General features: G+C 59.4%; 27 protein-coding genes. 21 read left to right on the forward strand and 6 right to left on the reverse strand.

Annotated elements, in window-relative coordinates:
* Nucleotide 1 precedes the first annotated feature (1 nt).
* The 3 genes from AC5SSZ_RS13735 to ccmI are packed head-to-tail and all read left to right on the forward strand — an operon-like array spanning nt 2 to nt 2186.
* Entirely contained in the window at nt 2-568 is a 567-nt protein-coding gene (locus AC5SSZ_RS13735) for a DsbE family thiol:disulfide interchange protein (protein WP_046212144.1), read from the forward strand.
* Nucleotides 565-1038, forward strand: a complete 474-nt coding sequence (locus tag AC5SSZ_RS13740) for a cytochrome c-type biogenesis protein (protein WP_058239070.1) — start codon at nt 565-567, stop codon at nt 1036-1038. The genes AC5SSZ_RS13735 and AC5SSZ_RS13740 overlap by 4 nt, the downstream gene beginning before the upstream one ends.
* Entirely contained in the window at nt 1035-2186 is a 1152-nt protein-coding gene (ccmI, locus tag AC5SSZ_RS13745) for a c-type cytochrome biogenesis protein CcmI (protein WP_050686135.1), read from the forward strand. The genes AC5SSZ_RS13740 and ccmI overlap by 4 nt, the downstream gene beginning before the upstream one ends.
* 28 nt (nt 2187-2214) lie before the next feature.
* Here the strand turns inward: ccmI and AC5SSZ_RS13750 are convergent, their stop codons facing one another.
* Complete coding sequence (locus AC5SSZ_RS13750) at nt 2215-4344, reverse strand: protein-disulfide reductase DsbD family protein (RefSeq protein WP_046212141.1); 2130 nt, start codon at nt 4342-4344, stop codon at nt 2215-2217.
* 285 nt (nt 4345-4629) lie between these two features.
* Nucleotides 4630-4932, reverse strand: a complete 303-nt coding sequence (locus AC5SSZ_RS13755) for a DUF2933 domain-containing protein (protein ID WP_046212140.1) — start codon at nt 4930-4932, stop codon at nt 4630-4632.
* 156 nt (nt 4933-5088) lie between these two features.
* On the opposite strand from AC5SSZ_RS13755, the gene AC5SSZ_RS13760 reads away from it, so the two are divergent.
* The 7 genes from AC5SSZ_RS13760 (at nt 5089) to AC5SSZ_RS13790 (ending at nt 10684) form a co-directional block, all read left to right on the forward strand.
* Complete coding sequence (locus AC5SSZ_RS13760) at nt 5089-5649, forward strand: L,D-transpeptidase (RefSeq protein ID WP_046212139.1); 561 nt, start codon at nt 5089-5091, stop codon at nt 5647-5649.
* A gap of 28 nt (nt 5650-5677) precedes the next feature.
* Complete coding sequence (locus AC5SSZ_RS13765) at nt 5678-6148, forward strand: c-type cytochrome (protein WP_046212138.1); 471 nt, start codon at nt 5678-5680, stop codon at nt 6146-6148.
* A 372-nt stretch (nt 6149-6520) separates the two neighbouring features.
* Nucleotides 6521-7114, forward strand: coding sequence for a c-type cytochrome (locus tag AC5SSZ_RS13770; RefSeq protein ID WP_040182553.1), 594 nt, complete (start codon nt 6521-6523; stop codon nt 7112-7114).
* Nucleotides 7115-7116: 2 nt separating this feature from the next.
* Nucleotides 7117-8034 (forward strand): c-type cytochrome, encoded by a 918-nt coding sequence (locus AC5SSZ_RS13775; RefSeq protein ID WP_040182554.1) that lies wholly within the window; start codon nt 7117-7119, stop codon nt 8032-8034.
* A gap of 43 nt (nt 8035-8077) precedes the next feature.
* Complete coding sequence (locus AC5SSZ_RS13780; protein WP_058239069.1) at nt 8078-9472, forward strand: multicopper oxidase family protein; 1395 nt, start codon at nt 8078-8080, stop codon at nt 9470-9472.
* A complete protein-coding gene (locus AC5SSZ_RS13785) occupies nt 9469-9951 on the forward strand; it encodes a c-type cytochrome (protein ID WP_058239068.1) in 483 nt (160 codons plus the stop codon). The genes AC5SSZ_RS13780 and AC5SSZ_RS13785 overlap by 4 nt, the downstream gene beginning before the upstream one ends.
* A 1-nt stretch (nt 9952) precedes the next feature.
* A complete protein-coding gene (locus AC5SSZ_RS13790) occupies nt 9953-10684 on the forward strand; it encodes a DsbA family protein (protein WP_040182558.1) in 732 nt (243 codons plus the stop codon).
* A gap of 42 nt (nt 10685-10726) precedes the next feature.
* Here AC5SSZ_RS13790 and AC5SSZ_RS13795 read toward each other — a convergent pair whose 3' ends face one another.
* Nucleotides 10727-10927, reverse strand: coding sequence for a heavy-metal-associated domain-containing protein (locus AC5SSZ_RS13795; protein WP_058239067.1), 201 nt, complete (start codon nt 10925-10927; stop codon nt 10727-10729).
* 152 nt (nt 10928-11079) lie between these two features.
* On the opposite strand from AC5SSZ_RS13795, the gene AC5SSZ_RS13800 reads away from it, so the two are divergent.
* Nucleotides 11080-13590, forward strand: a complete 2511-nt coding sequence (locus AC5SSZ_RS13800) for a heavy metal translocating P-type ATPase (RefSeq protein ID WP_058239123.1) — start codon at nt 11080-11082, stop codon at nt 13588-13590.
* 12 nt (nt 13591-13602) lie between these two features.
* The gene (gene cueR / locus AC5SSZ_RS13805; RefSeq protein WP_038008399.1) at nt 13603-14001 is read left to right on the forward strand and encodes a Cu(I)-responsive transcriptional regulator; all 399 of its coding nucleotides are present in this window, start codon (nt 13603-13605) and stop codon (nt 13999-14001) included.
* Between the two features lie 21 nt (nt 14002-14022).
* Here the strand turns inward: cueR and AC5SSZ_RS13810 are convergent, their stop codons facing one another.
* Both AC5SSZ_RS13810 and AC5SSZ_RS13815 read right to left on the reverse strand, forming a co-directional pair.
* The gene (locus AC5SSZ_RS13810; protein ID WP_012187037.1) at nt 14023-14787 is read right to left on the reverse strand and encodes a MauE/DoxX family redox-associated membrane protein; all 765 of its coding nucleotides are present in this window, start codon (nt 14785-14787) and stop codon (nt 14023-14025) included.
* Nucleotides 14788-14799: 12 nt separating this feature from the next.
* A complete protein-coding gene (locus AC5SSZ_RS13815) occupies nt 14800-15588 on the reverse strand; it encodes a DUF305 domain-containing protein (protein WP_367397392.1) in 789 nt (262 codons plus the stop codon).
* 227 nt (nt 15589-15815) lie between these two features.
* Between AC5SSZ_RS13815 and AC5SSZ_RS13820 the strand changes: the two genes are divergently transcribed.
* The 4 genes from AC5SSZ_RS13820 (at nt 15816) to AC5SSZ_RS13835 (ending at nt 19119) form a co-directional block, all read left to right on the forward strand.
* Complete coding sequence (locus AC5SSZ_RS13820; RefSeq protein ID WP_082204816.1) at nt 15816-16397, forward strand: L,D-transpeptidase; 582 nt, start codon at nt 15816-15818, stop codon at nt 16395-16397.
* A 125-nt stretch (nt 16398-16522) separates the two neighbouring features.
* On the forward strand, nt 16523-17785 hold the full coding sequence (locus AC5SSZ_RS13825; RefSeq protein ID WP_007803424.1) for a multicopper oxidase family protein: 1263 nt from the start codon (nt 16523-16525) through the stop codon (nt 17783-17785).
* A 113-nt stretch (nt 17786-17898) separates the two neighbouring features.
* Nucleotides 17899-18411: a disulfide bond formation protein B gene (locus AC5SSZ_RS13830; RefSeq protein ID WP_442416241.1), complete on the forward strand. Its 513-nt coding sequence runs from the start codon at nt 17899-17901 to the stop codon at nt 18409-18411.
* A gap of 42 nt (nt 18412-18453) precedes the next feature.
* Complete coding sequence (locus tag AC5SSZ_RS13835; RefSeq protein WP_012187180.1) at nt 18454-19119, forward strand: L,D-transpeptidase; 666 nt, start codon at nt 18454-18456, stop codon at nt 19117-19119.
* Nucleotides 19120-19195: 76 nt separating this feature from the next.
* On the opposite strand, the gene AC5SSZ_RS13840 is transcribed toward AC5SSZ_RS13835, so the two are convergent.
* Entirely contained in the window at nt 19196-19753 is a 558-nt protein-coding gene (locus tag AC5SSZ_RS13840) for a hypothetical protein (RefSeq protein ID WP_012187179.1), read from the reverse strand.
* Nucleotides 19754-20150: 397 nt separating this feature from the next.
* Here AC5SSZ_RS13840 and AC5SSZ_RS13845 point away from each other — a divergent pair, with 397 nt between their 5' ends.
* The 5 genes from AC5SSZ_RS13845 to AC5SSZ_RS13865 all read left to right on the forward strand — a co-directional run bounded on the left by AC5SSZ_RS13845 (nt 20151) and on the right by AC5SSZ_RS13865 (nt 26106).
* On the forward strand, nt 20151-20744 hold the full coding sequence (locus AC5SSZ_RS13845; RefSeq protein ID WP_223229252.1) for an EF-hand domain-containing protein: 594 nt from the start codon (nt 20151-20153) through the stop codon (nt 20742-20744).
* A 139-nt stretch (nt 20745-20883) separates the two neighbouring features.
* Nucleotides 20884-21270, forward strand: coding sequence for a DUF302 domain-containing protein (locus AC5SSZ_RS13850; protein ID WP_050686143.1), 387 nt, complete (start codon nt 20884-20886; stop codon nt 21268-21270).
* Between the two features lie 105 nt (nt 21271-21375).
* On the forward strand, nt 21376-22296 hold the full coding sequence (lgt, locus tag AC5SSZ_RS13855; RefSeq protein ID WP_050686145.1) for a prolipoprotein diacylglyceryl transferase: 921 nt from the start codon (nt 21376-21378) through the stop codon (nt 22294-22296).
* Nucleotides 22297-22374: 78 nt separating this feature from the next.
* A complete protein-coding gene (locus tag AC5SSZ_RS13860; RefSeq protein WP_012187177.1) occupies nt 22375-24720 on the forward strand; it encodes a copper-transporting P-type ATPase in 2346 nt (781 codons plus the stop codon).
* A 48-nt stretch (nt 24721-24768) separates the two neighbouring features.
* Nucleotides 24769-26106 (forward strand): APC family permease, encoded by a 1338-nt coding sequence (locus AC5SSZ_RS13865; RefSeq protein WP_007803442.1) that lies wholly within the window; start codon nt 24769-24771, stop codon nt 26104-26106.
* The last annotated feature ends 58 nt before the right edge of the window (nt 26107-26164 follow it).

Below are 26164 nucleotides of genomic sequence, written 5' to 3' on the forward strand. Positions count from 1 at the left end.
GATGAAACGTCTCATCGCCGGGCTGCCGTTTATTGCAGCAGTCATATTCGGGGGGTTTTTCCTCTGGGGGCTCAATCCCGACCGGGATCCGAACGAAATCCCCTCCGTCCTCATCTCGCAACCGGCCCCGGCGTTCGACCTCGATCCCGTGCCGGGGTTGGAGACACCCGGCCTGGCCCGAAGCGATCTTGTCGGCAACGAACGACCGGTCGTGGTCAATGTCTTTGCGTCCTGGTGCGTGCCCTGCCGCGCGGAACATGCCGTGTTGACAAGATTTGTCGAACGAGACGGCATGCGGTTGTTCGGAATAAACTACAAAGACAAACCTGAGGATGCCGTGAAGTGGCTCAATGACCTCGGCAATCCCTACGAGCGGATCGGGTCCGACCTGTCGGGCCGCACCGGGATCGAATGGGGACTCTCGGGCGTGCCGGAGACCTTCATCGTCGATGGCGATGGCACCGTTTTGTTTCGCTATGTCGGGCCAGTTGTGGGTCCGGACGCTGTTGAACGTTTCACTACAGCCCTGACGCAAGCAGGCGCGCTGCCAAACGGAGCAGGATCATGAGACAGCTGATTTTCGCATTGTGCATCGGGGCGCTTCCCTTTGCTGCCAACGCCGTCGAACCGGACGAAATGCTGACTGACCCGCTATTGGAACAACGTGCACGGGAGATCTCCAAGGATCTGCGATGCGTCGTCTGTCAGAATCAGGACATCGACAGCTCCAACGCGGGTGTGGCCCGGGACCTGCGCCTTCTTGTCCGCGAGCGACTGGTCGCAGGAGACACTGACACCCAGGTGATCGAGTACATTCGGGCGCGGTACGGCGATTACGTGCTGCTCAAACCGCCTCTGGAGCCTGCGACCTACGCGCTTTGGTTTGCGCCGATCGCTTTCGTTCTGATCGGGGTTTTCGTTGGTGGCGGGGTACTGATGAGTCGGCGAAAGCAAGAGGCTTTTGAAGATTTGGGCGCGGAGGATGAGAACACCGTGTCCGAGATTCTCAGACAAAACGAAGCGGGGGATGCGTCATGATCTGGGGTATTTTCGGTCTTCTGACGCTGGTCGCGATCGGAATAGTCCTCTACCCGCTGCTGCTGTCCAAATCGAACACTCTCACCAGAGGAGATGCGGTACCGGCCATCCTCGCCGATCAGATGCAGGAAATCGAACGAGACATGGACCGCGGTTTGATTTCTGAACAAGAAGCTCAAGCAGCCAGACTCGAGATCAAGAAACGGATCCTCGCGACGACCCGCAATTTGGAAGCAAAAGCCGGATCGTCCCGTAGTGGTGGCAGAGGCACTCTTGTTGTCGCGGCGGTCCTCGCGCCGGTTATTGCCGCGGGCTACTATCTGACAATGGGATCGCCGGAGGTGCCTTCAATGGCCTTCGCTGCCCGTGCAGAGGAGCGCGCACAGACTGATGAAGTGACGGCGCTGGCAATACAACTTCGCGAAAGGCTTATATCCGATCCGACCGGCGGCCCCAGCGAAGGGTGGATGCTGTTGGGCCAGACCTATCAGCGCATGGGCAGAACAGTTGATGCTGTCGAAGCATTCGAAGTTGTCGCCAAACGGGAGGATGCCACCTCCGCGACATTCTCCATGCTGGCGGAGGCTGTCGCGGTTGCCAATGATGGCGTTGTTATTCCACGGGCGAAATTGGCCATTGATCGCGCTTTGGAACTTGACCCATCCAATCCTGCGGCAACCTATTTCGAGTCTCTCTACCATCTTCAAAAAGAAGAGACGCGTAAGGCCTACGATCTGCTCGTTTCCCGGCTGAACCAGGAAAAGACGTTCGTGCCCTGGATGGAAACATACGTTTTGCAGATCAACCGGATTGCAGCGGCAGCTGACCTCCCGGTCGTCAATCTACCCAGCGGGCCGACATCCCCACCCGGCCCGAGTGCGGCAGATGTCGCGGCGGCGTCGGAGATGAATGACGCGGACCGCGCGGAGTTCATCCGATCGATGGTCTCGCGGCTGGCCGAGCGTCTTGAGGATGAACCGGACGATCTGGATGGTTGGATGCGGCTGGCAAACGCCTATACGGTCCTTGAGGAGCCCGATCGCGCCGTTGAGGCCTACCGCAAGGCTGAAGCGCTGTTGGAGCAGCAGCCCGCCAGTGATCCTCGGCGTGCGGCGGTCCGTGCCGCGCTTGAGCGGCTCGGCGGCTGACTGCTGGTCGGTGTCCCGCCCGGGCAGGTCACTCCTGTCCGGCAACCTTTGCGGAAACATCCCGACCGCTGGCTTGCGCCAAGGCGTCCATCACGTCTTCGGTTGTTAGCAATTCGGACAGCACAATGCCGTTCGGTGCCGATGGTCCGTAGACGGCATTGAAGGGGATGCCGTATCTGCCGAAACTCTCAAGGTAGCGGGAAATGCGCGTGTCCGGGCGTGTCCAATCTGCCTGCATCGCCGTGACTCCAGGCGCTTCAAGCGCGCTCCGGACTGGCTCCCGGTCGATGACAAGTGTCTTGTTCGCTTTGCAAGTCAGGCACCAGTCAGCGGTCACATCGACAAAAACGACCTCTCCTGCGGACACGCGTTTCGCTATGTCCGAACGATCAAATGCGATCCAAGCCATTGCCAACTGCGGCGTCGAACGCGCAGGTGCTGATTGCTGCAAGAGAGGACCTGCGGCAATGGCCAGGACAAGGCTGGCTATGGCAATAGACCACCTGAACTGGGACTGCACATTCGGGAGAGATAGTATCAGAACGGCGAGACCGGACAACGCCGCGACCGCGATGACAGACACAAGCCCGGCGACACCGTCGAGCACCCAGAACAGCCACACGGCGGTTGCAAGCAACAAGACCCCCATGACGCTTTTGATGATCAGCATCCATCGACCAGGCTTAGGCATGAATGCGACCAGACGCGGGAACGCGGCGATGACGAGATAGGGCAGGGCGAGGCCGAACCCGAGGCTCGAAAAGACTATGAGGATGTCCAAGCCACGCCCGGCCAAAGCAAAGGCCACAGCGGTGCCGAGGAACGGTGCCGAACAAGGCGTCGCCATGACGGCACCGAACATGCCAGTGAAAAAGTCGGCGGAATACCCGTTGCGTCCACCGGCCCCTGCAAGCCGCGTTTGAATGCCGTGTGGAAGGGCGAACTCGAACGCTCCGAACAGATTTGCCGAAAAGACGAGCAGGACAGCGATCATCACCGCAAGAAACAGCGGGCTTTGAAACTGCAGACCCCACCCGACGCTGAGGCCTGCCGTCTGGAGCGCCCAGAGGACGAGCGCCAGACCCCACATGAACGTCATGATGCCGGCGCTGGCAGCGACGAAACCGAACCGGACACGGGTTGTGTCGTGATCGGTGTGTTTGAGCACAGACGACACCTTGATGGACAGCACCGGCAGCACGCAGGGCATCACATTCAGGATCAATCCGCCCAGCAGCGCGATCGCGGCAATCCAGATCAGTTCCATCATGTCCGGTGTCGTGGCGGCCAGCTCAAAGGGTGGTGCTATTCCTTGCGCCACGCGATCCGCGATGATCGTGAAGGCCCGGTTCTCGCCGTCGGTGACGGTAATCGACGGAGCCACTGTCACATCCGTATTCGACGAGAGGATCGGCAAGCGCGCCCAAAGCAAACGATCCTCTTCTCCCAAACGGATATCGGGTTTGCCAAGCGCAACACCCATACCCAGTTCGGGAAACACATCCGGCGACTGGAGTGGTTCATCGACGCGAAGGCTGACGATCAACTCCGTGAGGTCTTCGTCGATGAAGGCATTTGCCTCGCTGACGCCGCTCGTCTTGGCCCCTTCGGGGACGCGCTCGGAAAACGTACCGATCAGCCCAGCCGAAGTGCTGTCGATGACGTTGCCCCGTCCGAGGCGAAGTGACAGGTCAAACTCTTCCGGGACACAGACATTGGAGCACACCAGCAGTTTGACCTGCGCGGAAAGAGTCACAGGTGCGCCGGGATCTTCGAGCGTTATGCGCAGCGGAAAGACGACTTCACCCGCATAACCAAAATTTTCGATGCCGAAGGCGGTGAAGCGCGTCGGGGCGGGCCACATGAATTCGACATCTGCGACGTTTTCGGAACCGCTCCATTCGACCGAAGGCGGTATTCCCACCTCGCCCGCCGACCGCCAATAGGTCTTCCAGTTTTCGTTCAGTTGAAGGTGAAGCCCGGCTGACAGAGTCTGTGTGTTCTCGGGAACGCCGTCCTGTACACTAATGAGATGCGCGGTGAGTGGCGCGCTCTGGTATTCAGCAGAGGTTGCTGCCGCGACACTTCCAGAGACAAGGGCCAGGAGCACGAAGGGAATAAGCAAAACCCGTCGCAGGATCAAAAGGCAATCGATCAAGATACCTGCTTCCTTCCCTTATTTTTACCGCAGATTTCGCCAAGACGGCGGAGGTCGCCTCAACGGAAACCTACGGCAAAACCCTGACGACCATCCGCGCAGTCAACTCGCGCGACGCCAGTCGCAGAAGTTGAAAGATACCGACACCCATCCGGCAGAAGGTCTGACGCTTGCTTCGTGGACACGATAGCGCCGCGATCCGGGCAGTCTTCTAGACTTCCTGCACATCCCCCAAGCAAGAAACCCGACAACAGCAACGCGCCTACGCGTACCTTCCCGCGTACATCACGGCCTGTCGCGGACCACGACTGGAATCGCGGAGGTCATGGGCTCGGTCGTTTCCTCGATAGTATCCTTTGCCTTGTCGGAATGGCACGATTTCCCCATGAATTTGTGCATCGCAAGATGCGCCCCCACGCACAGCAGGAGCGGGGCGAAAGCCGCTGCATTGCCCCACATGCCCGCCAATGTGCCGCCGGCAAGAAAAAATCCCGCAACGGGCAGCAGCATGACGGCGCAACACGCCATCATTCCGTAATGCATGAGCCTGTCCGTGATCGGCTTTTTTCTGTGGTTCTGGTGGTCCATGACACCCTCTTTGTCTCGTTTCCCGCGTCATTTGCGGCCCTCCAGCAGGGTAAGGTCAAGGATACAAATGGATACACTTCTCGCGGCCTTGTCAGGTTGCCAGATGCCGGGTCTCGCGTAAAAGACGTGTGACAAAACCGAGGCTGGGAGTGTGTCATGACGTCTTTGCCGAATAACAAGATTAACCGACGACGCCTATTTGGTTTGGCGGCGGTTGCTTTGGCTGCCCCAAGCGTGGTTCGGGCCGAAGTCATTCGCCGCAATATCTCTTCTTTCCGAGTTCACGAGTGGCAAGACCATTTCGATACGCTTGGAAAGGGTATCATTATCTCGGACACGGAAACACGGGCTCTGCAGCATTGGACAGCAGATGGGTCAATGCGGATCTATCCGACATCCGTTCCTCTGACCGATGAACTCACAAAACGCGGTTATACCGAAGTCGTGGAAAAGCGCAAAAACCCCAGCTGGGCGCCGACGCCCTCCATGCGGGAACGCAATCCAGAATGGCCGGCACGTGTCGAGGGAGGCGATCCTGCCAACCCTCTGGGTACCCGCGCATTGTATCTGTCCTGGCAATACTACCGTATCCACGGAACACAGGACACGCGAAAAATCGGCCGTCGGTCATCAAATGGCTGCATCGGTTTGTTCAACGAACAGGTTGAAGAGCTTTACGAGCGGGTGCCCGTCGGCACTCAAGTCAAACTCATCTGACCCAAGAGACAAGGCGGAAGATACAGGCATGGACAAATTGACCGCGCTTATTGGAGCCGTAGTTATAGCTGGCGGGGGAGTTGCAACTTGGCAGTTCATTTCTGCGGAAGATTCTGCGGAAGATACAGCGATGGGTCATTCCATGACGCCTCCTGACACGAGTAGCATAGAAGCAGGCGACCCAATCGTTCAGGTCCAACTGCCGGCAGAATTCTCGGAGCAAGCCACGATTGGGAAAACCATATTCGAGGCTAAGTGTTCCGAGTGCCATGGAGCAAACGCAGCGGGACAAAACGGGATTGCCCCGCCTCTTGTGCACAAGATTTACGAGCCGAGCCACCATTCAGACATGGCCTTTGTTCTGGCCGCTCAAAATGGCGTGCGTGCGCATCACTGGAAATTCGGTAATATGCCCAAGATCGAGGGGCTGACCCAAGGAGACGTCAAGATGGTGGCTGCCTATGTCCGAGAACTACAGCGGGCCAACGGGATCAACTGATGCGTTGGTCGAAGACGAACAGATGGATCCTGTCGATCGTTTTTGGCCTGTTCCTTGTGGTTCTCGGTGTCCCTGAGGCACCAGCGTTCCATGATAGAGCGTCTTTGGCGCAAGAATCACACAGTCATGAAAATGTGGGGCCATCTACGAGCGAGACCTCTGGTCACTGTCATCCGGGACTCGACTGTTCTGTTCCGGCAGCGTTGTTGTTCCCAGAAACGGTGGTTTACGAGCCTCATTTTATGAACGCCGTCATGCAAGACGGCGCGACCCAACGAACCGAATTGCGCCCCGACAGCGATCCTCCACCCCCACGGAAGTGGGTCTGATTTCACACCCCTCTTAGAGCAGACCCATTAAAGGATCGAAGACATGAAAAAGACGACTATCGCAGCGGCAGTGTTGATTGCAGGAACCGCGGTCGCGGCATTTGCGCATAGCGGTGCCACGGGCATCGTAAAGGAACGCATGGATGCCATGGCCGCCATGGGAAAGGCAGTCAAAACCGTAGCCCCGATGATGCGGGGCGAAACGGCCTATGACGCAGAAATAGTGGGCGATGCAGCGCGCCTGTTCCAGCAGCACGCCGGTGAGAGCATGACAAAGCTGTTCCCAGAGGGCACAGGTGGCATGCCCTCGGAAGCCAAAGACGAAGTGTGGACCGATTGGGACCGCTTCGCAGCACTGGCAAATCAGCTGGAAGAATACTCTGAAGGCCTGAAACGCGCAGCCGACAATGGGCTAGGCGGCATGGGCGGCAATACCTCCACGGATGGCGCCTCGATGATGGGCGGCGGATCCATGATGGGAAGCGATACAACCATGATGGGCGGGAGCACGATGATGGGCAGCGGCGGCATGATGGATGCTGCCGCCATTGCCGAAATGCCCGCCGACGCGGCATTCGCGATGACGACACAGGTCTGTTCCGCATGCCATGAACGCTTCCGGGCGGAAGAAGACTAACCATGCGCCGGTTTTTGAAACTCGTCACCGGGGTCGCCGTGCTGGGCGCGGCCGGCCTCGGCGTGGTGATTGCATGGCCTGTCGGCAGTGCAGTGACTCCGATTGCAACAGAGGGCAATGTCGACCGGGGCGCATATTTGGCGCGCGCCAGTGGGTGCATTGCCTGTCATACCAATTTTGAAGCGGGCGGCGCACCACTTGCCGGAGGGGCGCCGCTCGAAACCCCGTTCGGAACGTTCTATCCGCCCAACCTGACGACCGACCCCGAACATGGCATGGGCGAATGGACGGCAGAACAGTTCGCAAAAGCCGTGCGGCAGGGGATCGGCCCCGATGGAACGCCCTACTATCCATCTTTCCCATATACGTTCTATGCGGATTTTTCTGACCAGGATATCGCTGACCTCTGGGCGGCGTTTCAAACCGTGCCGCCCGTGGACGAACCTGCACCAGAAAACGATGTCAGCTTCCCATTCGATCAACGATGGGGGCTGAAGCTCTGGCGAGCGGCGTTCTTCTACGATCCGGATACCGAACCGGTTGAAGGGCGAAGCGGCGCATGGAATCGCGGACGGGAATTGGTGCGCGGTGCGGCACATTGCGGAGCCTGCCATACGCCGCGCAATCTTGCAGGAGGTCGCGATATCGGTGCTTCCTTTGCAGGCAACGCCCAGCTTCCCGGTGGCAGCAAGGCACCCGCGATACGGCCAAAAGACCTGGCCAAAAATGACTGGACGGTTTCAAACCTCGCTTATGCGCTCCAGACCGGCATCATCCCTTCGGGCGATGCTTTCGGCGGCAGCATGGCGGAAGTGGTTCGCGAGGGAACTCGGTTTCTGACACCTGCCGATCGCGAAGCGATGGCGCTTTTCCTGCTGAACAAGGACACGGTCGAGGCGGAGAACCCCGCGTCGAACTAACACCACGCGGGGGCAACAAGCCCCCGCTTTCTCGAGGATCGAAATGAGACAAACACGTCGGGATTTCTTGCGCCATGCAACACTGGCGGCCTGCGCGGCGGCCATCCCGCGGTCGGCTTTTGCCGCAACCCCGTTCGAGGACGTGGTTGCCAAGGTTGCACGTCAACAGCTTCTTCCGGACACCTACCCGGAAACAGAGATCTGGGGCTATGACGGCCTTGTTCCGGCCCCGGAAATCCGGGTCGCTCAAGGCGATCGGGTGCGCCGCAGGTTCCGCAACGAGGTACCCGATCCCAGTTCGGTTCACTGGCACGGAATCCGGATCGATAACGCGATGGATGGCGTTTCAGGGCTGACCCAAGAGCCCGTGGCACCTGGTGAAACCTTTGACTACGACTTCGTCGTACCGGACGCCGGGACCTATTGGTACCACGCGCATAATCGCTCATACGAGCAGGTCGCGCGTGGTTTGCGCGGTGCTTTGATCGTCGAAGAGGCCAATGGACCGGACATCGACCGCGAGGAAGTCATCGTTCTGGAGGACTGGTTGCTCGATCCCGAAAGCGGGCAGCTTTTCGACAATTTCGAGCAGCCTATGATGATGAGCCACGGTGGACGCATCGGCAACTTTATCACGACCAATGGGCGCTATGACCTGACCTTGTCCGCGAAGCGCAACGAACGCATTCGCTTGCGGATCATCAACGCAGCAAGCGCGCGGATTTTCCCGCTGACGCTCTCGGGGTTGAGTGGCTGGAGGGTGGCCGTCGATGGAATGCCAATCGGCCAACCCCAGCAGATTGACGGCGAGTTGATCCTCGGCCCGGCACAGCGCGTCGACTTAATTGTCGATGTGACCGAAGACGAAGGCGGCGTGGCCCATTTGCTGCGCATCGGCGATGACGATCAACCGACCCCGCTCGTGAGTTTTCCGATCGACGGCACAGCCAGTTCAGTACCAAGAGGCAAGCCACTGCCGTTGCCGCCGAACCCCGCAGCAAACGCCCCGGACCTTGCCGATGCGCGAGATTTGCGACTGGTCATGTCCGGCGGTGCAATGGGGCGGATGCAGTCCGCGTTGCTCGGTGGGGAACGTCTTGGATTCCGTCAGCTTGCCCAAGCGGGCAAATTCTGGGCCCTGAATGATGTCGCCGATATGACCGACACGCCACTGGCCGATCTATCCCTGAACGAGCCGGTGCGCTTGAAGATCGAGAACCAGACCGTGTTCCCACATGCGATGCACCTGCACGGGATGCATTTCCGTGAGCTGCGCCCCGACGGCGCGTTCGGGCCGATGCGGGACACGATCCTGTTGGCCGGCAACGAGTCCCGGGAGATCGCCTTTACGGCAGACAATCCCGGCAAGTGGCTGTTCCATTGCCACATGCTCAGCCACGCCGCGTCCGGCATGACAACCTGGATACGGGTCACATGAGGTATCTCGTTTGGTCCGTTCCGATCACTGTCGCAGCAGCCGCCTTCACGTATTGGCTCTCGACCAGTGCATCCTCGGATGTCGGCAGCGCGTCCAAGGCGGAGAGCTACGACATCGAAGAAGGCGCGTTGCTCTACGCAGAAAACTGCGCGTCTTGTCATGGCGCGGATCTGGAAGGCCAGCCGGAATGGCGAACGCCGGGCGCGGATGGGCGCCTGCCAGCACCACCGCATGATGAGACGGGTCACACCTGGCATCATCCTGACAGCCTGCTCTTCGATTACACAAAACTGGGGGGTGCAACGCTTCTGGCGCGTCAGGGCGTCGAATTCGACAGTGGCATGCCCGGTTTCGCAGACGTGCTGACCGACCAGCGAATTCACAACATCCTGGCCTTCATCCGGTCCACCTGGCCAGATCGCATCCGCGAAGTCCAGGCCGCGCGGACAGAAGCCGACGAACAACGGGGAGAGAACTAAAATGCGTTTCAGACAAGCCTTCACGACGGTCGCGATAGCTGCCTTGCTTCCGCTACCGGCACTCGCCGACGAACTGTCAGAGTCCCGGGTCAAGGAACTTGTGCTGGAAGCAATCCGCGAGAACCCGGAGATTGTCATGGAGGCCGTCGCCATCCTTGAACAAAGGCAGGCGCAAGCGCAGGAGCTCAGTCAGGCCCAAGTTCTGAATGACCAGCGCGATCTGATCGAGAACGATCCGAATGCGCCGGTTCTCGGCAACGCGGAAGGGGACGTCACCGTTGTGGAATTTTTCGACTACAACTGTCCTTATTGTCGGCGGGTCAAACCCGAGGTGCGGGCTTTGATCGAAGACGATCCAAACATTCGCCTCGTCTATCGTGAATGGCCCATTCTCGGAGACGGATCGGTGTTCGCCGCGAAAGCGGCCTTGGCAGCGCGCAAGCAGGACAAATACGAAGAGTTTCACTGGGCGATGATGGGGCTGGAAGGCCGCGCGGAAGAGGCCTCCGTGCTGCGCGTTGCCGAGGAGATCGGCCTGGATATCGCACAGTTGCGCAAGGACATGGAGGCCCCCGAGGTCGAAGAGCACATTGCGACATCCATGCAACTGACCCAAGCTCTGGGCTTTAACGGCACGCCGTCTTTCGTGATCGGTGACGCGCTGGTCCCGGGCTTCGTCGAAAAGGCGCAGCTTGTCGACTTGGTCGAGGAAGCCCGCAAAGTCGAAGACTGAAATTCTGTGCCCGGACCGCCCTTGGGTGGTCCAGGCACTGCATCAAGCGGCCGCAGGTTCCACGTTGTAGCCCGCATCCCGAATGATCGCTAGGACTTGATCGGCTGGTAACACGCTGGCGACACGCACATGTCGGGCAGAAAGGTCACATTCTACGCCTGCATTCGGATCTGCGCTCTTCACCGCGCTTTCGATTGCTGCGGTGCAATGTCCACAGCTCATGTCCGGAACGCTGAACTTCATCGGAACCACTCCTTGATCTGATTTCTGTCGGTGACATGGGGCTTCCCCCCGCTGGAAGGTCAAGTGAAGAAATTTATTTGGCGCCCTCCCATTGACCCTCCAGTAACTGGAAGCCTCATATTCCACTTCGAATGGAAAAACAGGTGACACATATGCCCGAACCCAAACAGATCAGCCTGCCGATCGAAGGCATGTCATGTGCGTCCTGCGTTGGCAGGGTCGACCGCGCATTGAATGCAATCGACGGCGTAGAGGATGTGTCGGTGAATCTTGCATCCGAAACCGCGCGTATGAGCGTGGACGCGCTCAAGCGCGTTCCGGAAATCATCGAAACCCTTCGCGAGCTGGGCTACCCCGCGCGGACGGCCAAGGCCGAACTCACGATTGCAGCCATGTCCTGTGCCTCTTGCGTCGGGCGGGTCGACAAGGCGCTTTCCGCGGTGCCTGGAGTGGTCGAGGTGAACGTCAACCTCGCCTCCGAGACGGCGACGGTGGTTTACGTCGAAGGTCTTGTCACGACATCCGATCTGGTAAATGCAAGCGGCGCGGCAGGGTATCCAGCAACCGTGGCAACGGCCCAAGCCGGTGACGACAGGGTTGCGCGCAAGGAGGAAGAGGCTCAGGCGCTTGCCAAACGGGTCACCTTTGCAGCCATCCTCGCCTTGCCGGTCTTTTTGATCGAGATGGGTGGCCACGTCATTCCGGCCGTTCATATGCTTATCGAGACCACGATTGGTCAGCAGACGAGTTGGCTTCTTCAATTCGTTCTCACGACAATCGTTCTCTTCGGCCCGGGCCGGACGTTTTACACCAAGGGTTTCCCGGCCTTGTTCCGGGGTGCCCCCGACATGAACAGCCTCGTCGCGGTCGGCACCGGGGCGGCTTACCTTTATTCCGTGGTTGCGACATTCGTACCGTCGGTCCTGCCTGACACGCTGCGCACCGTCTATTTCGAGGCGGCAGCGGTCATCGTCGTTCTGATCCTTCTGGGGCGGTTTCTTGAAGCGCGCGCCAAGGGGAGAACGGGCGCGGCCATCCAGAAGCTATTAGGGCTTCAGGCGCGGACTGCACGCGTGATGCGGGACGGAGAAAGCGTCGAGATCGAGATCGATGCGCTGGTTCAGGGTGACATCGTCATCGTGCGCCCTGGTGAACGCATCGCGGTCGATGGCGAGGTCATCGAGGGGACCAGCCGCGTCGACGAAAGCATGCTGACAGGCGAGCCGATCCCCGCTGAAAAAGGTGCCGGAGATACGGTGACCGGCGGGACGGTCAACGGCGCCGGAAGCCTGCAGTTCCTCGCCACGCGGGTCGGCGCCGACACGACCCTGGCGCAGATTATTCGCATGGTCGAAGAGGCCCAGGGCGCCAAACTGCCGATCCAGGGATTGGTCGACCGGATCACCTTGTGGTTCGTGCCTGCCGTGATGGCGATCGCGGCGGCGACCGTGCTGGTCTGGCTGTTTTTCGGGCCTGATCCGGCCCTGACGATGGCGCTGGTCGCCGGTGTGTCGGTGCTCATCATCGCGTGCCCCTGCGCGATGGGGCTTGCGACGCCGACCTCGATCATGGTCGGGACGGGACGTGCTGCGGAAATGGGCGTCCTGTTCCGCAAGGGCGACGCCTTGCAGCTACTTGATTCCGTTGATGTGGTCGCCCTCGACAAGACAGGCACGGTGACCGAGGGGCGACCCGCACTGACTGACCTTGTGCTGGCGGAAGGGTTCGATCGTTCAACAACGCTCTCGAAGATCGCCGCCGTGGAGTCGCTCTCCGAGCATCCTGTCGCGGACGCCATCGTCCGCGCCGCCCGGGGCGACGGCGCCCCGCTTGTGGGGGCCGAAGGTTTCCAGTCGGTCACCGGTTACGGCGTGCGCGCCTTGGTCGAAGGCGCGGAGGTGTTGGTTGGGGCCGACCGCTACATGACGCGGGAAGGCATTGACATCTCGGCATTGGCACCAGAGGAAACGAAGATCGCGAGCAAGGGTCGGACGGCGCTTTACGCTGCCATAGATGGACGTATCGCCGCCGTGATCGGCGTCGCCGATCCGGTCAAACCGGCAAGCCGCGCAGCCATCGCAGCGCTGCACGAAAAGGGTCTTGCGGTTGCGATGATCACCGGGGACAAACGCGAAACCGCCGAAGCCATCGCCCGCGAAACCGGCATCGACCATGTCGTCGCCGGCGTTCTGCCAGACGGCAAGGTCGCGGCGCTCAACAGTTTGCGCGAGGGCGGCAAGCGCATCGCCTTTGTCGGCGACGGGATCAACGACGCCCCGGCGCTGGCGCATGCCGATGTGGGCATCGCCATTGGAACCGGCACCGATGTGGCCATCGAATCTGCGGATGTCGTCCTGATGTCGGGCGATTTGCGCGGCGTGGTGAACGCCTTCGAAGTATCGCGGCGGACCATGCGCAACATCCGGCAGAACCTGTTCTGGGCCTTTGCCTACAACGTGGCACTTATTCCGGTCGCTGCCGGGGTGCTCTATCCGGCCTTTGGGTTGCTCCTGTCACCAATCCTTGCGGCGGGTGCGATGGCGTTGTCCTCGGTGTTTGTCCTGACCAATGCCCTGCGGCTGCGGCGCATCGCGCCTGCGATGGACGAGCAGCGCGCAATCCCGGCAGAGATGGCAGCCGCCACTCCTGCTCCAGCAGAATAACGGAGGTCCGACATGAACATCGGAGACGTTGCCCGACAATCGGGTGTGCCCGCCAAGACGATCCGCTACTACGAGGACATCGGTCTGATCCGCCCGAACCGTAGCGAGAACGGCTATCGCGCGTTCACCGAGAACCATGTTCACAAGCTGGCGTTTCTGGGTCGCGCACGGGCCTTGGGGTTCACCATCGAAGATTGCAGGACGCTCCTGTCGCTCTACGAGGATGAAAACCGCGAAAGCATGCAAGTGAAGGCGGTTGCGGAAGACCATCTGCGCCAGATCGAGGAAAAGATCGCGAAACTGCAATCCATGCGCGCGACGCTCGCCGAACTGGTGGAAAAATGTGCCGGGGATCACCGGCCCGACTGCCCCATCATCGAGGATCTGTCGCCGGAGCGGTTGGCCAAGTGACAGGCAAGAAGGGGCTGTACCTCAGAACCAGATCGCGCGGACCGGCATCCAGATACCCATGAAGATCATCATCAGGTTTTCCGTCAGCGAAATGAACCCCAGCGGGACGGAACTGTCACCGCCGACGCAGGCGCATTTCAGCTCTCTCTTGTCGATATAAACAGCCTTGAACACGCTGACAGCGCCTACCGTGCCGATAAACAGGGCGACAGGCGCCGAGAGCCACAGCAGCGCGCCGGCAGTCATCAGGACACCTGCCAACGCTTCGCCGAACGGGTAGACCTTGCCGTATCGCACCCATTTGCGCGCCAGCAGATCGTAGTTGAGGAACATCGTCGAAAACCCTTCGACATCCTGCAATTTCTGGATCGCGAGAATGGTCATGGACAGCGAAATGAACCATTCGAACCCCCGCAAGGTAAGGACCGACCCGTACTGGTGCCAAGACAGGCCCAATGCCAACAGCGCGGCAACGGAAAAGATCGCGATGACCGGCTGGTAGGTCGTGTCGCTTTGCTCTTCCTCGGGTGGGTCAATGTCGAAAAACACCCTGAGATCATCGTAACCGCCGATCCGTTCGTCCCCGATGAAAGTCTGCGGCGTCGTCTCGACCCCGTGCTTCTCCATGAAAGCATCGGTGTCTTCACGGGTGTCAAGCGGATGGTCTTCCACCTCGAAGCCTTGCCGCTCCAGCAGGTCTTTCGATTTCAGACCGTAGGGGCAGACATGGCCCGGCATGACCATGCGATAAAGCTGCGCGGATTTACTGTCTGTGTCGCGGGGCATGTCCTTTCCTCCTTATCCGCTGCACGTAAGTTGACCACGGAACCCGGCTTCGTAGTCGGTTCCCGCGCTGACGATCAGATCGGTCAGGTCACCGTTCGTCTCTGCGATCTCGGCCGACAGCGGGCCTTCAGAAAATGCATTTTCGCCCTGCGCATTCAGGCGCACCAGATCACCGCTGATCTTCATTGCGGCGGCAGACCCTTCGCCGGTTTCACCAGTCACCAGTACAGCCGGACTGTCCGAGGTGTAAGCAAAGCGGCAATTTCCGCCATTCGGGAACACCGCAGCGATTTCGTCTTCCGTCAGAAACTCAGGATCGACCTTCGACACGACCTCCGTTTGAAGCGCCTGTTGCGCATCCACAACCTGCGCCGGCGTTTCGCTTCGCGTGGCCGATGCTTCGCCGTTTGCTCCAATGTCAGCAATAAGGTAGCGCATTTCGGCGATTTCCTTGTCCTGCGCATAGATAATGTCGTCTGCGAGCCCCCGGACGCGCGGGTCGGTGATCTCGGCACGAGTCGACGTCATGATGGCGATCGAGTGGTGCGGGATCATGGCGCGCATGTAGGACCTGTCCTGCACCGTGAATTGCCCGCGAACCAGCCAGAGGCTCGCCGCGAAAAGGACTATTGCGCCAACGAAAATCGCGATGTTGGCTTTGGTGTTCTGATACATGGACAACATGTACGCCAACATGATCACGGCCATGGTCGCCCCCATCAGGATGGCCATGTAAAGGCGTGTCTCCGAAAAGAAGATATGGCCCCAAAGATAGGTGTTCAGGTACATCAGAACGAACATGACCACGGTCGATGTTCCGATCATCATAAAGAATCGTGAGTAGTGCATTTCCAGTCACCTCCTTGCAGTTCTCTGTAAAACAACAACATTCCAGCGCTGGAGAGTTCCAAAAGCACGAATTTTCGTAGTTTCAAGGCAACAAAGGCGCGTCGTTTGCCCCGGTTCACGGCTTCTTTTCTTTGCCCCTGACGCGCACTGAATTTTCATGGGTCCGAGGAGATCGCGCCATGCAGAATTTCACGAGACGAGAATTGATTTGTGCCGGAGCGATGGGTTGCTTTCTGCCCACAACTGCCTGGGCCCACAAAGTCAAATTGCCCGAACGGTTCGAACCACAATTGGTAAACACCCGTCGTGGTGACTGGGTTAAAGGCGATGTCCACGTCGTTCCCGACGATTTTTTCCTTTATTTCATGCTCGAGGACGGGATGGCGATCCGCTACGGGGTCGGGGTAGGGCGCAAAGGTTTGTACGAACCCGGAGAGTTCACGGTAGCGCGCAAGGCCAAATGGCCATGGTGGCGGCCAACGAACGCCATGATCCGGCGCGAGCCACGCAAATACGCAAAGTACAAGGATGGACTGAAAGGCGGGCCAAACAACCCGCTCGGGGCCCGCGCGCTCTATCTCTACGATGCCGAGGGACGCGATACCTATCTTCGCATTCATGGAACGAACGCCCCGGAGACAATTGGGTCTGCCGTGTCGAATGGATGCGCGCGGTTGACGAATGAACATGTGAAGAATCTGTACGAACGCGTTGAAATCGGCGCCCGCGTCTTCCTGTATCCCAAAGTGACAACGGCGTGAGGAGTGTTCTGTCGCCTTGAAGTTCCTCTTCCGGAAATGGCACAAGTGCGGCAGTTGGCGAAAGCCAGTCTATCATTCATGAGGTGACGGAATTGTCTTTGAGCCGGAGGTCTTTCCTTGGCGGGATGACCGTTGCGCTGGCTGGTACCCGCTTGCCAGCAGCGACACACGAGTTGATCCTCGCGCCCCAATCGATCAAGGCGCACCTTGCTGGGTACGACGTGTCGATGTTGGGCTTCAACGGTGGTCTGCCGGGCCCAGAAGTCAGAATGCGACAAGGACAAACCGCCCGCATTACCCTCGATAACCGATTGGAGGAGGGCGCTCTCGTTCACTGGCATGGGTTGCGGGTTCCAAATCGGATGGATGGTGTCAACGTCCTCACTCAGGATGTGGTCATTCCGGGCGACTCGTATCGTTATCAATTCGGCGTCCCGGATGCCGGCACGTATTGGTATCACTCGCATTACCTGTCTTACGATCAGGTCAGCCGCGGTCTTTTCGGCGCCTTCATCGTCGAGGAGCAAAATGCGCCGGCTGTCGACCATGACATCGTTGTTCAGTTCTTCGATGTCTTGCTGGATCAGTCCGGGCAGTACGACGAAGCGTTCAACCCGGCCCATTTCGCAACCGAGGGCCGTATCGGCAATACGGTCACGGCACTTGTTTTCAATGGAACCGGCAAGACTGTGAAACGAGGCGACCGTCTGCGACTGCGTCTCATAAATCCCTCTATCGACAGGGTGTACCGTGTCGGCCTGGATGGTTTGATAGGCAAGATCGTTGCACTGGATGGCATGCCTCTGGCGCATCCTCGGACGCTCGAACCGATCCTTCTCGCTCCGGGGCAAAGATGCGATGTGATTGGTGATGCGACCGGGCCTATTAGATTCGACGACAGCTTTGGAGAACAGACGTTGAGCCTTGGCGAAATCGCTGTTTCCGGTTCCCGTGAGCCCGCGAAAGCGCCCATCACCGCATTGCCCGCCAACCGAATGCCCGCCCCGAAAGACCCCGGCCAAACCGCGGAGCTGGTGCTCCAGGGAGGTGCGGGAAGCGCGTCCCACAACGGCACAGGGACATGGGCGCTCAATGACGTATCCGGCCTGCCTCGAAGGCCTTTCCTATCCGCCGCGCAGGGGACGACCGCGCGCATTTCGATCCGCAACGAAACCGGGTTCCCACACGTCATGCATCTGCATGGCCACCATTTCTGGGAACTCGATGCGGCGGGTGAAGCCGGTCCATACCGGGACTCGACCTATCTGGATACCGGCGAGACGCGGGATATTCTCGTCGTCCTGGACAATCCGGGATCGTGGATGCTGCATTGCCACATGTTGAGCCACCAGGCCGACGGTATGGCAACGTGGATCAGAGTCGGCTGAGGGTCGCGACGGATACATACCGTTACAAATCTCTGAATGATAACAGCCCTTCTGCCGTTTACGTAACCTGACAAGCGAGAAACAGGTCCATCGATTGCCAACGGGAGCGTTCATTGACCCTGACACCAAAATCTCTCGGCATGACTGCGGCGGCAGGATCAGCCGCCTTGCTGTTAGGGGCCTTCGTTTTCCAGGCTCTTGGCTACGCGCCTTGCGCAATGTGCATCTGGCAACGCTACCCACACGCAATCGCCATTGGAATGGGCGCTCTGTTGCTCTTTGCTCTGCCGATTTTGCCAATCCTGATAATCGGTGCCCTGTCGGAACTCAGCACATCCGCGTTGGGAGTGTTTCATACCGGTGTCGAGCGCGGCTGGTGGGAGGGACCGACTTCTTGCACGGGATCCGGCCTCGATGTTTCCCAAATGTCGGTATCGGAATTGCTGCCCTCTGCCAGTTCAAATGCGTCCAATCTTGTTCTGTGCAGTGAGGTTGTCTGGGAATTTCTGACGTTGTCCATGGCGAGTTGGAACGCGATCCTAAGCGGTGTCCTTGCTTGCCTCTGGTTGGTCGCGATCGCAAGACATCAAAAGGTTCGGTGGCATGGGGTCGCGGACGTTTCTTGAATCGTCCCGCATTCATCGAAAACAAACAAAGGGCTTCGCTTCATGGTTACAAGACGACACTTCCTTGCACTTTCCGGCTCGCTGTTTTCAGCTTCTCTGAGTTCGCCAGCATTCGCTAAGACCTGGCCGTCAACAGCCGAAAAAGCAGCTTGGGATGCGCAGATCACGCCCGCCAACTATGACCCGGCAACAACCAACCCATGGGGGCTGCATCCCAGGCTGCTGCCGCAACGCGTTTTGGCGAATGACGGTTTGCGCCCGGGTGACATTCACGTCGATGCGATCGCGCGCTATCTGTACCATATCGAGGAAGGTGGCACCGCGATGCGATACGGGGTGGCGATTGCCAAGGGCGATCTCTATGAACCCGGCACCTATACGATCCGCCGAAAGGTCGAATGGCCGCACTGGACGCCAACGCAGTCAATGATCGAACGCGATCCGGAGGCTTACGAGCGGTTTGCCGACGGTATGGAGCCCGGCCCCAACAATGCCTTGGGCAGCAGGGCTTTGTATCTATTCGTCGGAGATCGGGATACGTACCTTCGAATTCACGGAACGCCGAGCCCTCGCAGCATTGGCGGCCGGGCCAGTTCGGGATGCGTGCGCATGGTGATGGCCCACATCAATGATCTCTATCCGAATGTCGCTGTCGGATCGACGGCGTTCCTTTACTCGGCCGAAGACAGCGTTACCGCTCGAAGCTAACCTATTGCATCTTTGGCTCACACGCCGAGGACTGCGTCGTGCAGGGACATCTTCCAATGAATTGTTGGACGAACACTCACGGCTGTGTCGCAAGTGAACTTTCGAACTGTGCGATCGCTACGGATTTGTCGTCCTCATCGTTCTCGAACAGCTTTGTGGTTCGCACGCCCGGCAACTTGCCAAAATCCGCCATCAGGCGCTTTGGAAAAAATGTGCGTCCGATGGATTCAAATCCTGGTAATTGTCTGAGTACCGCGGAGGTACTGGCACTACAAAAACCGGAAGCGGCTGGGCCGCTGGCAATTGCAAGGCGCAAAGCCTGCTCCGCGACTTCGGGAGACACATCGATCTCTTGTATGACGACATGGTAGGTCTCGCGAGCATGAGCCCGCGCATAAAAATCGGCCACTTGTGGAGTAATGCCATAAAGCACATCTCCCCGTTCCGGTACAGCGCTCAGCCGGACCGTTCCTGCCGGATCGAAGATAACACGCTGCGACCCATTAATCATGACGCTGCTATGCGCACCCGCCCCGGACCTGTTGTTGATCATGGTGTACAACGTCAGCGCGGCCGGTCCATCGTGACGGTAGGATGCGCTACTGATGACTTCGGCTGAAGCATCCGGGCGCATGTCGTTTCCTGCGCCGCACCCCGCCAAAATTACCAAGGTTAGAACTGAGAAAATGCGGTTCAAAAAGAGCACCCTGCAGCCTCCTGCCATGGGTTGAATAATTGAATTTTCGGGATATTCAGGTCCTCTACCACTCTCGACACCAACTCTTCCGGATTTCACGTCCACCGAAACACGGGTTCGGTGTCGGTTGGTACGCGACTCCTCGACAGGTTTTTCTCTGGATATCGCAAGTCTCAGATTAAGAGGAGCGTTCGCCCCGAATTGATTTGTCGCAATTTGTAACAGACCCCGCCTTTGTGACCTCGCGATACAAAACACCGGCTCGCGTGGCATTCCGCATCTGCAGGTGCATCCCATATGGTGGCTATCGTAACACTGACACGAGGTGATCGACATGAAACGCAATACTCTACTCGCTGCAATGACTCTGGCTGCAACCGCCTTTGGTGGCGTCGCCTTGGCGGATGCCAACCATGGGCACAGTGGTCAACCTGGTGCCCAAAGTGGGGCAGGCATGATGCAGAACGGTGGTCCGGGCATGATGGGGAACATGGGCGGAATGATGGACATGATGCAGCGCATGCACGGAAACATGATGGGCGCAGGCATGGGCAGTGGTATGATGGGCGCAGGCATGGCTGGCGGCATGATGCAAATGTTCGACACCGATGGAGACGGCACAACGACGCCGGAAGAAATGCGCACGCAGCTGCAGGCCAAGCTTTCCGAGTTTGACAGCGACGGGGATGGAAACCTCTCGATTACCGAGTTTGAAGCTCTCCACAGCGCGATGATCCGCGAAATGATGGTGGATCGTTTTCAACACCTCGATGCCGATGGCGACGGCGCGGTGACGCCGGAAGAGATGGCCGCTCCGGCCGATAGGATGGAGCGGATGCAGATGATGCGGTCGAACATGGCAGATGCGCCTGCGCGGCCGGGCAACGGTCAGGGCATGGGCAACGGCTCCATGATGCAGGACAACTGAGCCAACGGGTGCCGGTTTTTTCCGGCACCCGTCCTCAAAACGCCAAAACCGTTCTCGGCCGGGACATTGAACCGAACCGCGACCTGAACCGTTTAGCCTCGTTATGCCAAAAAATAGAGACACGGAAAGGAAAATTCCCATGGCCTATACCTATGATCGCGTCCTGAAAGACACCAATATCGATGACGCAGAGATGCGTGTTCGGGATGCTTTGGCAGACAAGGGCTTCGGCGTTCTGACTGAGATTGACGTCAAAGCGACGATGAAAAAGAAACTTGATGCGGACATGCCGCCTTACCGCATTCTCGGGGCCTGTAATCCGGGCATGGCGCACAAAGCCATCGAGATCGAGCCTCGCATCGGTGCGATGCTTCCCTGCAATGTCATCCTGCGGCAAGTGGACGGCGACACCGAGGTCAGCGCGGTCGATCCTGTCGCTTCGATGCAGGCGGTGCAGAACCAAGACCTGGACGCGGTCGCCGGCGAAGTCCGCGATCTACTCCGGGACGCCCTCGACGCCGCGTGATGGCGGGATGGGCGTTGGATGCCCTGTCGCAGATCGAGCGCCTTTAGCGGTGCTCGATCAATGCCATCTAATCCCCACGTAAATTCCTGATGAGGAACTCACCCAGTGCTGCCAGCGGGATTGCCATTTCCGGATATTGGAACCGACCTCATCTCCTTCGACATCGGGGGGGTCACATTCGCACTCCGCTGGTACGCGCTAGCCTATATCTTCGGTATCCTGATTGGCTGGCGCATTTGTTTGAGTGCGATAAGCCGTCCCGCGCTCTGGACATCAGTTGGACCGCCGCTTGACCGGACGCAGATCGAAGATCTTCTGACGTGGATCATCATCGGCGTGATTGCTGGTGGTCGCCTAGGCTTTGTACTGTTCTACCAGCCCGCATATTATCTCGCAAATCCCTTGGAAATTCTGATGGTCTGGCAAGGCGGCATGTCCTTCCACGGGGGGTTCGCGGGCGTTGTCATCGCTGCCTTGCTGTTCTGCCTTCGACAGAACGCGTCTTTGCTCAGCACTGGCGACTTGCTGGCTTTGGCGGCACCGCCAGGCTTGTTTCTTGGGAGGCTGGCGAACTTCACCAACAATGAGTTGTGGGGGCGGCCGACGGACGTTCCCTGGGCGGTGATCTTTCCCGGCGAAGTCGCGCAGGCCTGCCCAGGGATTAGTGGCCTCTGCGCCCGACACCCGTCCCAGCTGTACGAGGCGCTATTGGAGGGGCTCATTCTTGGAATGCTGCTCATTTATCTCGCTTGGGGCCGGGGCTGGCTGAAAATGCCCGGTGCCTTGGCTGGCGTGTTTCTGACCGGCTATGGTCTTGCCCGAAGTTTCGTCGAGATGTTCCGGCAACCGGACCAACAATTTGTAACGGCGGACAACCCGATCGGCCATGCGCTTCATTTTGGTGAGTGGGGTTTGACCATGGGCCAGTTGCTCTCCATGCCAATGGCGCTGGTCGGGCTGGCGTTGATCGTGTTCGCCCGGCGGGAACGGGGCCGGACAGCGCCACCCCGCAGAGCCGCAATGTAATCGCCGTACTGATCTCTCTTGACCCTCCCGCGGATGGAAGCCCTAGGCAAGAGAAGCATTCTCGGAAAGGACCGCAAAATGAGCACTCCCGACAGTTCTGAAACCACAGCAGCTTCTTCGGTATTCGTTTGCCCCATGCACCCTGAGGTGCGGCAGGACGAGCCCGGCAATTGTCCGAAATGCGGGATGCACCTCGTGCCGGAATCGGAGCTCGAGGTCCATTCAGCACATGATCATCACGAACACCACGCGGGTGCCACGCCGGCCGATGGCCGATATGATCTGGTTCCTACAGGACATGATGGTCCCATTTTCACCTGCCCGATGCACCCTCAGGTGCGGCAGCCTGATCCGGGCGCGTGTCCGATCTGTGGTATGGGATTGGAACTGGAATCCGGTGTGCCGGGCGATGAAGGTCCAAATCCCGAACTGGTGGATTTCACACGGCGGTTCTGGGTCGGCACAGTCCTGACGATCCCGCTCCTTGTCCTCACGATGGGGCCATTCGTCGGTTTCCCCGCAGTCCGGACTTTTTTTGGCGAAAGCACCACACAATGGATCGAATTGATCCTGGCAACGCCAGTGGTCTTGTGGTGCGGCTGGCCGTTTCTGGAACGCGGATGGATTTCGTTCCGCACATTGAACCTCAACATGTTCTCCCTGATCGGCATGGGCGTTCTTGCCGCCTGGCTCTTCAGCGTCGTTGCCGTTCTCGCACCGGACATATTCCCTGATGGGTTCCGAGACTCCGAAGGCCATGTCGGCGTCTATTTCGAGGCGGCGGCGGTGATCGTGACGCTGGTGCTGCTCGGCCAGGTGATGGAACTACGCGCCCGCGAGGGGACCGGCAAGGCGATCCGCGCGCTTCTCGACATGGCGGCAAAGACCGCGCGGGTCATCCGGGACGACGGATCCGAGGAGGAAATCCCGCTGGAGGACGTGCAAGTCGGGGACCGGCTGCGCGTGCGGCCCGGTGACAAGGTGCCGGTCGATGGCGTGGTTCTGGACGGCCGGTCCTCGGTCGACGAAAGCATGATCTCCGGTGAACCCGTGCCGGTCGAGAAGACCGAGGGCGACCCGCTGACCGGCGCGACGATCAATGGCACCGGCAGTCTGGTGATGGAGGCGACGCGTGTCGGGTCCGACACGATGCTGGCTCAAATTGTCGAGATGGTGTCGAACGCGCAGCGCTCGCGCGCCCCGATCCAGAAATACGCCGACAAGGTGGCGGGATATTTCGTTCCGGCCGTCATCGGTATCGCGGTCCTGTCCTTCATCGCCTGGGCGATCTGGGGGCCCGCGCCTGCGCTTTCCTACGCATTGATTTCGGCGGTGGCGGTTCTGATCATCGCCTGTCCTTGTGCGCTTGGCCTGGCGACACCGATGTCGATCATGACAGCGACAGGACGGGGCGCTCAGGCAGGGGTGCTGATCAAGAACGCCGAGGCGCTGGAGCGGTTCGAGAAAGTCGATACCCTGATCGTCGACAAGACCGGCACGTTGACCGAAGGCAAGCCGCGGCTTGTCGACGTACTCCCGCAACCCGGCCACGACGAAGCCGAGGTCTTGCGTCTCGCCGCATCGCTTGAGCGCGGATCGGAGCACCCCTTGGCCGAAGCGATCGTCAGGGGTGCGGAGGAGCGAGATGTCAAAATGGACGAGGCACGGGACTTCGAGGCGGTCACTGGCAAGGGCGTCAAGGGGGTCGTTGACGGCAAAGCGGTCGCGCTCGGCAATTTGGCGATGATCCGCGAATTGGGGCTCGAGGCGGGCGCGTTGACCGCCAAGGCCAATGCCCGCCGCGACGAAGGCGAGACGGTCATGTTCGTTGTGCTGGATGGCGAGATCGCCGGTCTAGTTGCTGTCGCCGACCCAGTGAAGGAGACCACGCCAGAAGCCATCGAGGATCTGCATGAACTGGGGTTCCGCGTCATCATGGCGACCGGCGACAACGAACGCACGGCCAAGGCCATCGGCACGCGGCTCGGAATCGATGAGATCCGGGCCGACGTGCTGCCGGAGGACAAGGCGCGGATCATCCTTGAGTTGCAAGAGGCGGGCCACAAGGTCGCCATGGCCGGGGATGGCGTCAACGACGCCCCCGCGCTCGCGCAGGCCGATGTCGGCATCGCCATGGGCACCGGCGCCGATGTGGCCATCGAAAGCGCGGGCGTCACGCTGGTCAAGGGCAACCTTGATGGTATCGTGCGTGCGCGGCGGCTCGCCCGGGCCACGATGCGCAACATCCGCCAGAACCTGTTCTTCGCGCTGATCTACAACGCCTCCGGCGTGCCGGTCGCGGCGGGAGTTCTGTTTCCCTTCTTTGGCATCCTCATCAGTCCGATGTTTGCTGCCTTCGCCATGAGCGCGTCGTCAATCTCGGTGGTGCTCAATTCGCTGCGCCTTCGCGGCGTTCGTATCTAGAAGCGCGCAACAGCGTTCGGATGAACCAAAATTAAAAGGGGGCCATTTATGCAGAGCGAAAAAGAAACGTACCGCGAAAATTCCATCAGTCTGGGCGGAGCCGTTGCGATGGGGACAGGCGTGATGATCGGCGCTGGAATCTTTGCGTTGACGGGGCAAATCGCGCAGCTCGCCGGCCCGCTTTTCCCGCTTGCATTCATCGCCGGCGCGGTCGTCACAAGCTTCAGCGCCTACAGCTACATCAGGATGTCGAACAAATGGCCGTCCTCGGGTGGCATCGCCATGATCCTGCAGAAATGCTATGGCCCCGGAGCCATCGCGGGCGGGGCCGCACTGCTGATGGCGCTCAGCATGGTGATCGCGGAAAGCCTCGTCGCGCGAACCTTCGCCACCTATGTCCTGCGCCCTTTCGATATCGAAGGTGGCCCATTGGTCCCCGCTCTGGCTGTGGCCGTGATCGTTTTCGCCTTTTTGGTGAACATGGCCGGAAACCGCTCGGTCGGGCTGTTCTCGTTGATCATGGCCGCGATCAAGATCGGAGGCATAGCTCTGTTTGGCATCGCGGCCCTGTGGTCCAGTGGTTTTGCGTTCGCCGCGGCGTCCGAGACCTCACAATCCTACGGGCTCACGGGGTTCATCGCCTCTACGGCGCTGGCCATCCTTGCGTTCAAGGGATTCACCACGATCACCAACAGCGGAGCCGAGATCACTGAACCAAATCGCAATGTTGGCCGAGCGATCATGTTCTCTATCGGAATCTGCGTCGTCGTCTACCTGTTGGTCGCCTACGGGGTCGGTTCGAGTCTCACGATCGAGGAGATCATCTCAGCGCGTGACTATTCGCTGGCACAAGCGGCGCAGCCCGCCCTTGGACAAACCGGCTTCATACTCACGGTGATCCTGGCCGCTGTCGCAACGGCGTCCGGCGTTCTGGCCAGCGTCTTCGCGGTGTCGCGTATGCTGGCGATGCTGACCGACATGGAAATGATCCCGCACAGCCACTTCGGTATGCCAGGTCCCATCCAACGCCACACCCTGGTCTATACTGTCGTCATCGCCGCGACGTTGGCCGTGCTCTTTGATTTAGGCCGGATCGCATCCCTCGGTGCTTTCTTTTACCTCGTCATGGACATGATCATACATTGGGGCGTGTTCCGCTATCGTCGAGCAGACGTCGGCGCCTTCGGTATCGTGCTTTTGACTGCCCTGGCGCTCGATGCGATAGTACTGGCAGCTTTCACCGTGATGAAGCTTCAAAGCGACCCGATGATCGTTCTCTACGCCGCTGTCGGGATGATCGCTGTGTTCGCCTTCGAGCGCGTTTACTTGTCGCAATGGGTGGCACCGCAAGTCGCCCCCGCCCCCGCCCACGCCCACGGTGATTAGCCTGCCATCACCTGGTGTCGCGTAGCCCTTAATTGTGAGATGGGAAATCCAACGAAAT

Source organism: Phaeobacter sp. CC-HEC084, from assembly GCF_059429255.1.

Coding starts and splice junctions, on each gene's coding strand:
- AC5SSZ_RS13735 (WP_046212144.1), top strand. CDS start 2: ATGAAACGTCTCATCGCCGGGCTGCCGTTTATTGCAGCAGTCATATTC.
- AC5SSZ_RS13740 (WP_058239070.1), top strand. CDS start 565: ATGAGACAGCTGATTTTCGCATTGTGCATCGGGGCGCTTCCCTTTGCT.
- ccmI (WP_050686135.1), top strand. CDS start 1,035: ATGATCTGGGGTATTTTCGGTCTTCTGACGCTGGTCGCGATCGGAATA.
- AC5SSZ_RS13755 (WP_046212140.1), bottom strand. CDS start 4,932: ATGGACCACCAGAACCACAGAAAAAAGCCGATCACGGACAGGCTCATG.
- AC5SSZ_RS13760 (WP_046212139.1), top strand. CDS start 5,089: ATGACGTCTTTGCCGAATAACAAGATTAACCGACGACGCCTATTTGGT.
- AC5SSZ_RS13765 (WP_046212138.1), top strand. CDS start 5,678: ATGGACAAATTGACCGCGCTTATTGGAGCCGTAGTTATAGCTGGCGGG.
- AC5SSZ_RS13770 (WP_040182553.1), top strand. CDS start 6,521: ATGAAAAAGACGACTATCGCAGCGGCAGTGTTGATTGCAGGAACCGCG.
- AC5SSZ_RS13775 (WP_040182554.1), top strand. CDS start 7,117: ATGCGCCGGTTTTTGAAACTCGTCACCGGGGTCGCCGTGCTGGGCGCG.
- AC5SSZ_RS13780 (WP_058239069.1), top strand. CDS start 8,078: ATGAGACAAACACGTCGGGATTTCTTGCGCCATGCAACACTGGCGGCC.
- AC5SSZ_RS13785 (WP_058239068.1), top strand. CDS start 9,469: ATGAGGTATCTCGTTTGGTCCGTTCCGATCACTGTCGCAGCAGCCGCC.
- AC5SSZ_RS13790 (WP_040182558.1), top strand. CDS start 9,953: ATGCGTTTCAGACAAGCCTTCACGACGGTCGCGATAGCTGCCTTGCTT.
- AC5SSZ_RS13795 (WP_058239067.1), bottom strand. CDS start 10,927: ATGAAGTTCAGCGTTCCGGACATGAGCTGTGGACATTGCACCGCAGCA.
- AC5SSZ_RS13800 (WP_058239123.1), top strand. CDS start 11,080: ATGCCCGAACCCAAACAGATCAGCCTGCCGATCGAAGGCATGTCATGT.
- cueR (WP_038008399.1), top strand. CDS start 13,603: ATGAACATCGGAGACGTTGCCCGACAATCGGGTGTGCCCGCCAAGACG.
- AC5SSZ_RS13810 (WP_012187037.1), bottom strand. CDS start 14,787: ATGCCCCGCGACACAGACAGTAAATCCGCGCAGCTTTATCGCATGGTC.
- AC5SSZ_RS13815 (WP_367397392.1), bottom strand. CDS start 15,588: ATGTTCGTTCTGATGTACCTGAACACCTATCTTTGGGGCCATATCTTC.
- AC5SSZ_RS13820 (WP_082204816.1), top strand. CDS start 15,816: ATGCAGAATTTCACGAGACGAGAATTGATTTGTGCCGGAGCGATGGGT.
- AC5SSZ_RS13825 (WP_007803424.1), top strand. CDS start 16,523: ATGACCGTTGCGCTGGCTGGTACCCGCTTGCCAGCAGCGACACACGAG.
- AC5SSZ_RS13835 (WP_012187180.1), top strand. CDS start 18,454: ATGGTTACAAGACGACACTTCCTTGCACTTTCCGGCTCGCTGTTTTCA.
- AC5SSZ_RS13840 (WP_012187179.1), bottom strand. CDS start 19,753: ATGCGCCCGGATGCTTCAGCCGAAGTCATCAGTAGCGCATCCTACCGT.
- AC5SSZ_RS13845 (WP_223229252.1), top strand. CDS start 20,151: ATGAAACGCAATACTCTACTCGCTGCAATGACTCTGGCTGCAACCGCC.
- AC5SSZ_RS13850 (WP_050686143.1), top strand. CDS start 20,884: ATGGCCTATACCTATGATCGCGTCCTGAAAGACACCAATATCGATGAC.
- AC5SSZ_RS13860 (WP_012187177.1), top strand. CDS start 22,375: ATGAGCACTCCCGACAGTTCTGAAACCACAGCAGCTTCTTCGGTATTC.
- AC5SSZ_RS13865 (WP_007803442.1), top strand. CDS start 24,769: ATGCAGAGCGAAAAAGAAACGTACCGCGAAAATTCCATCAGTCTGGGC.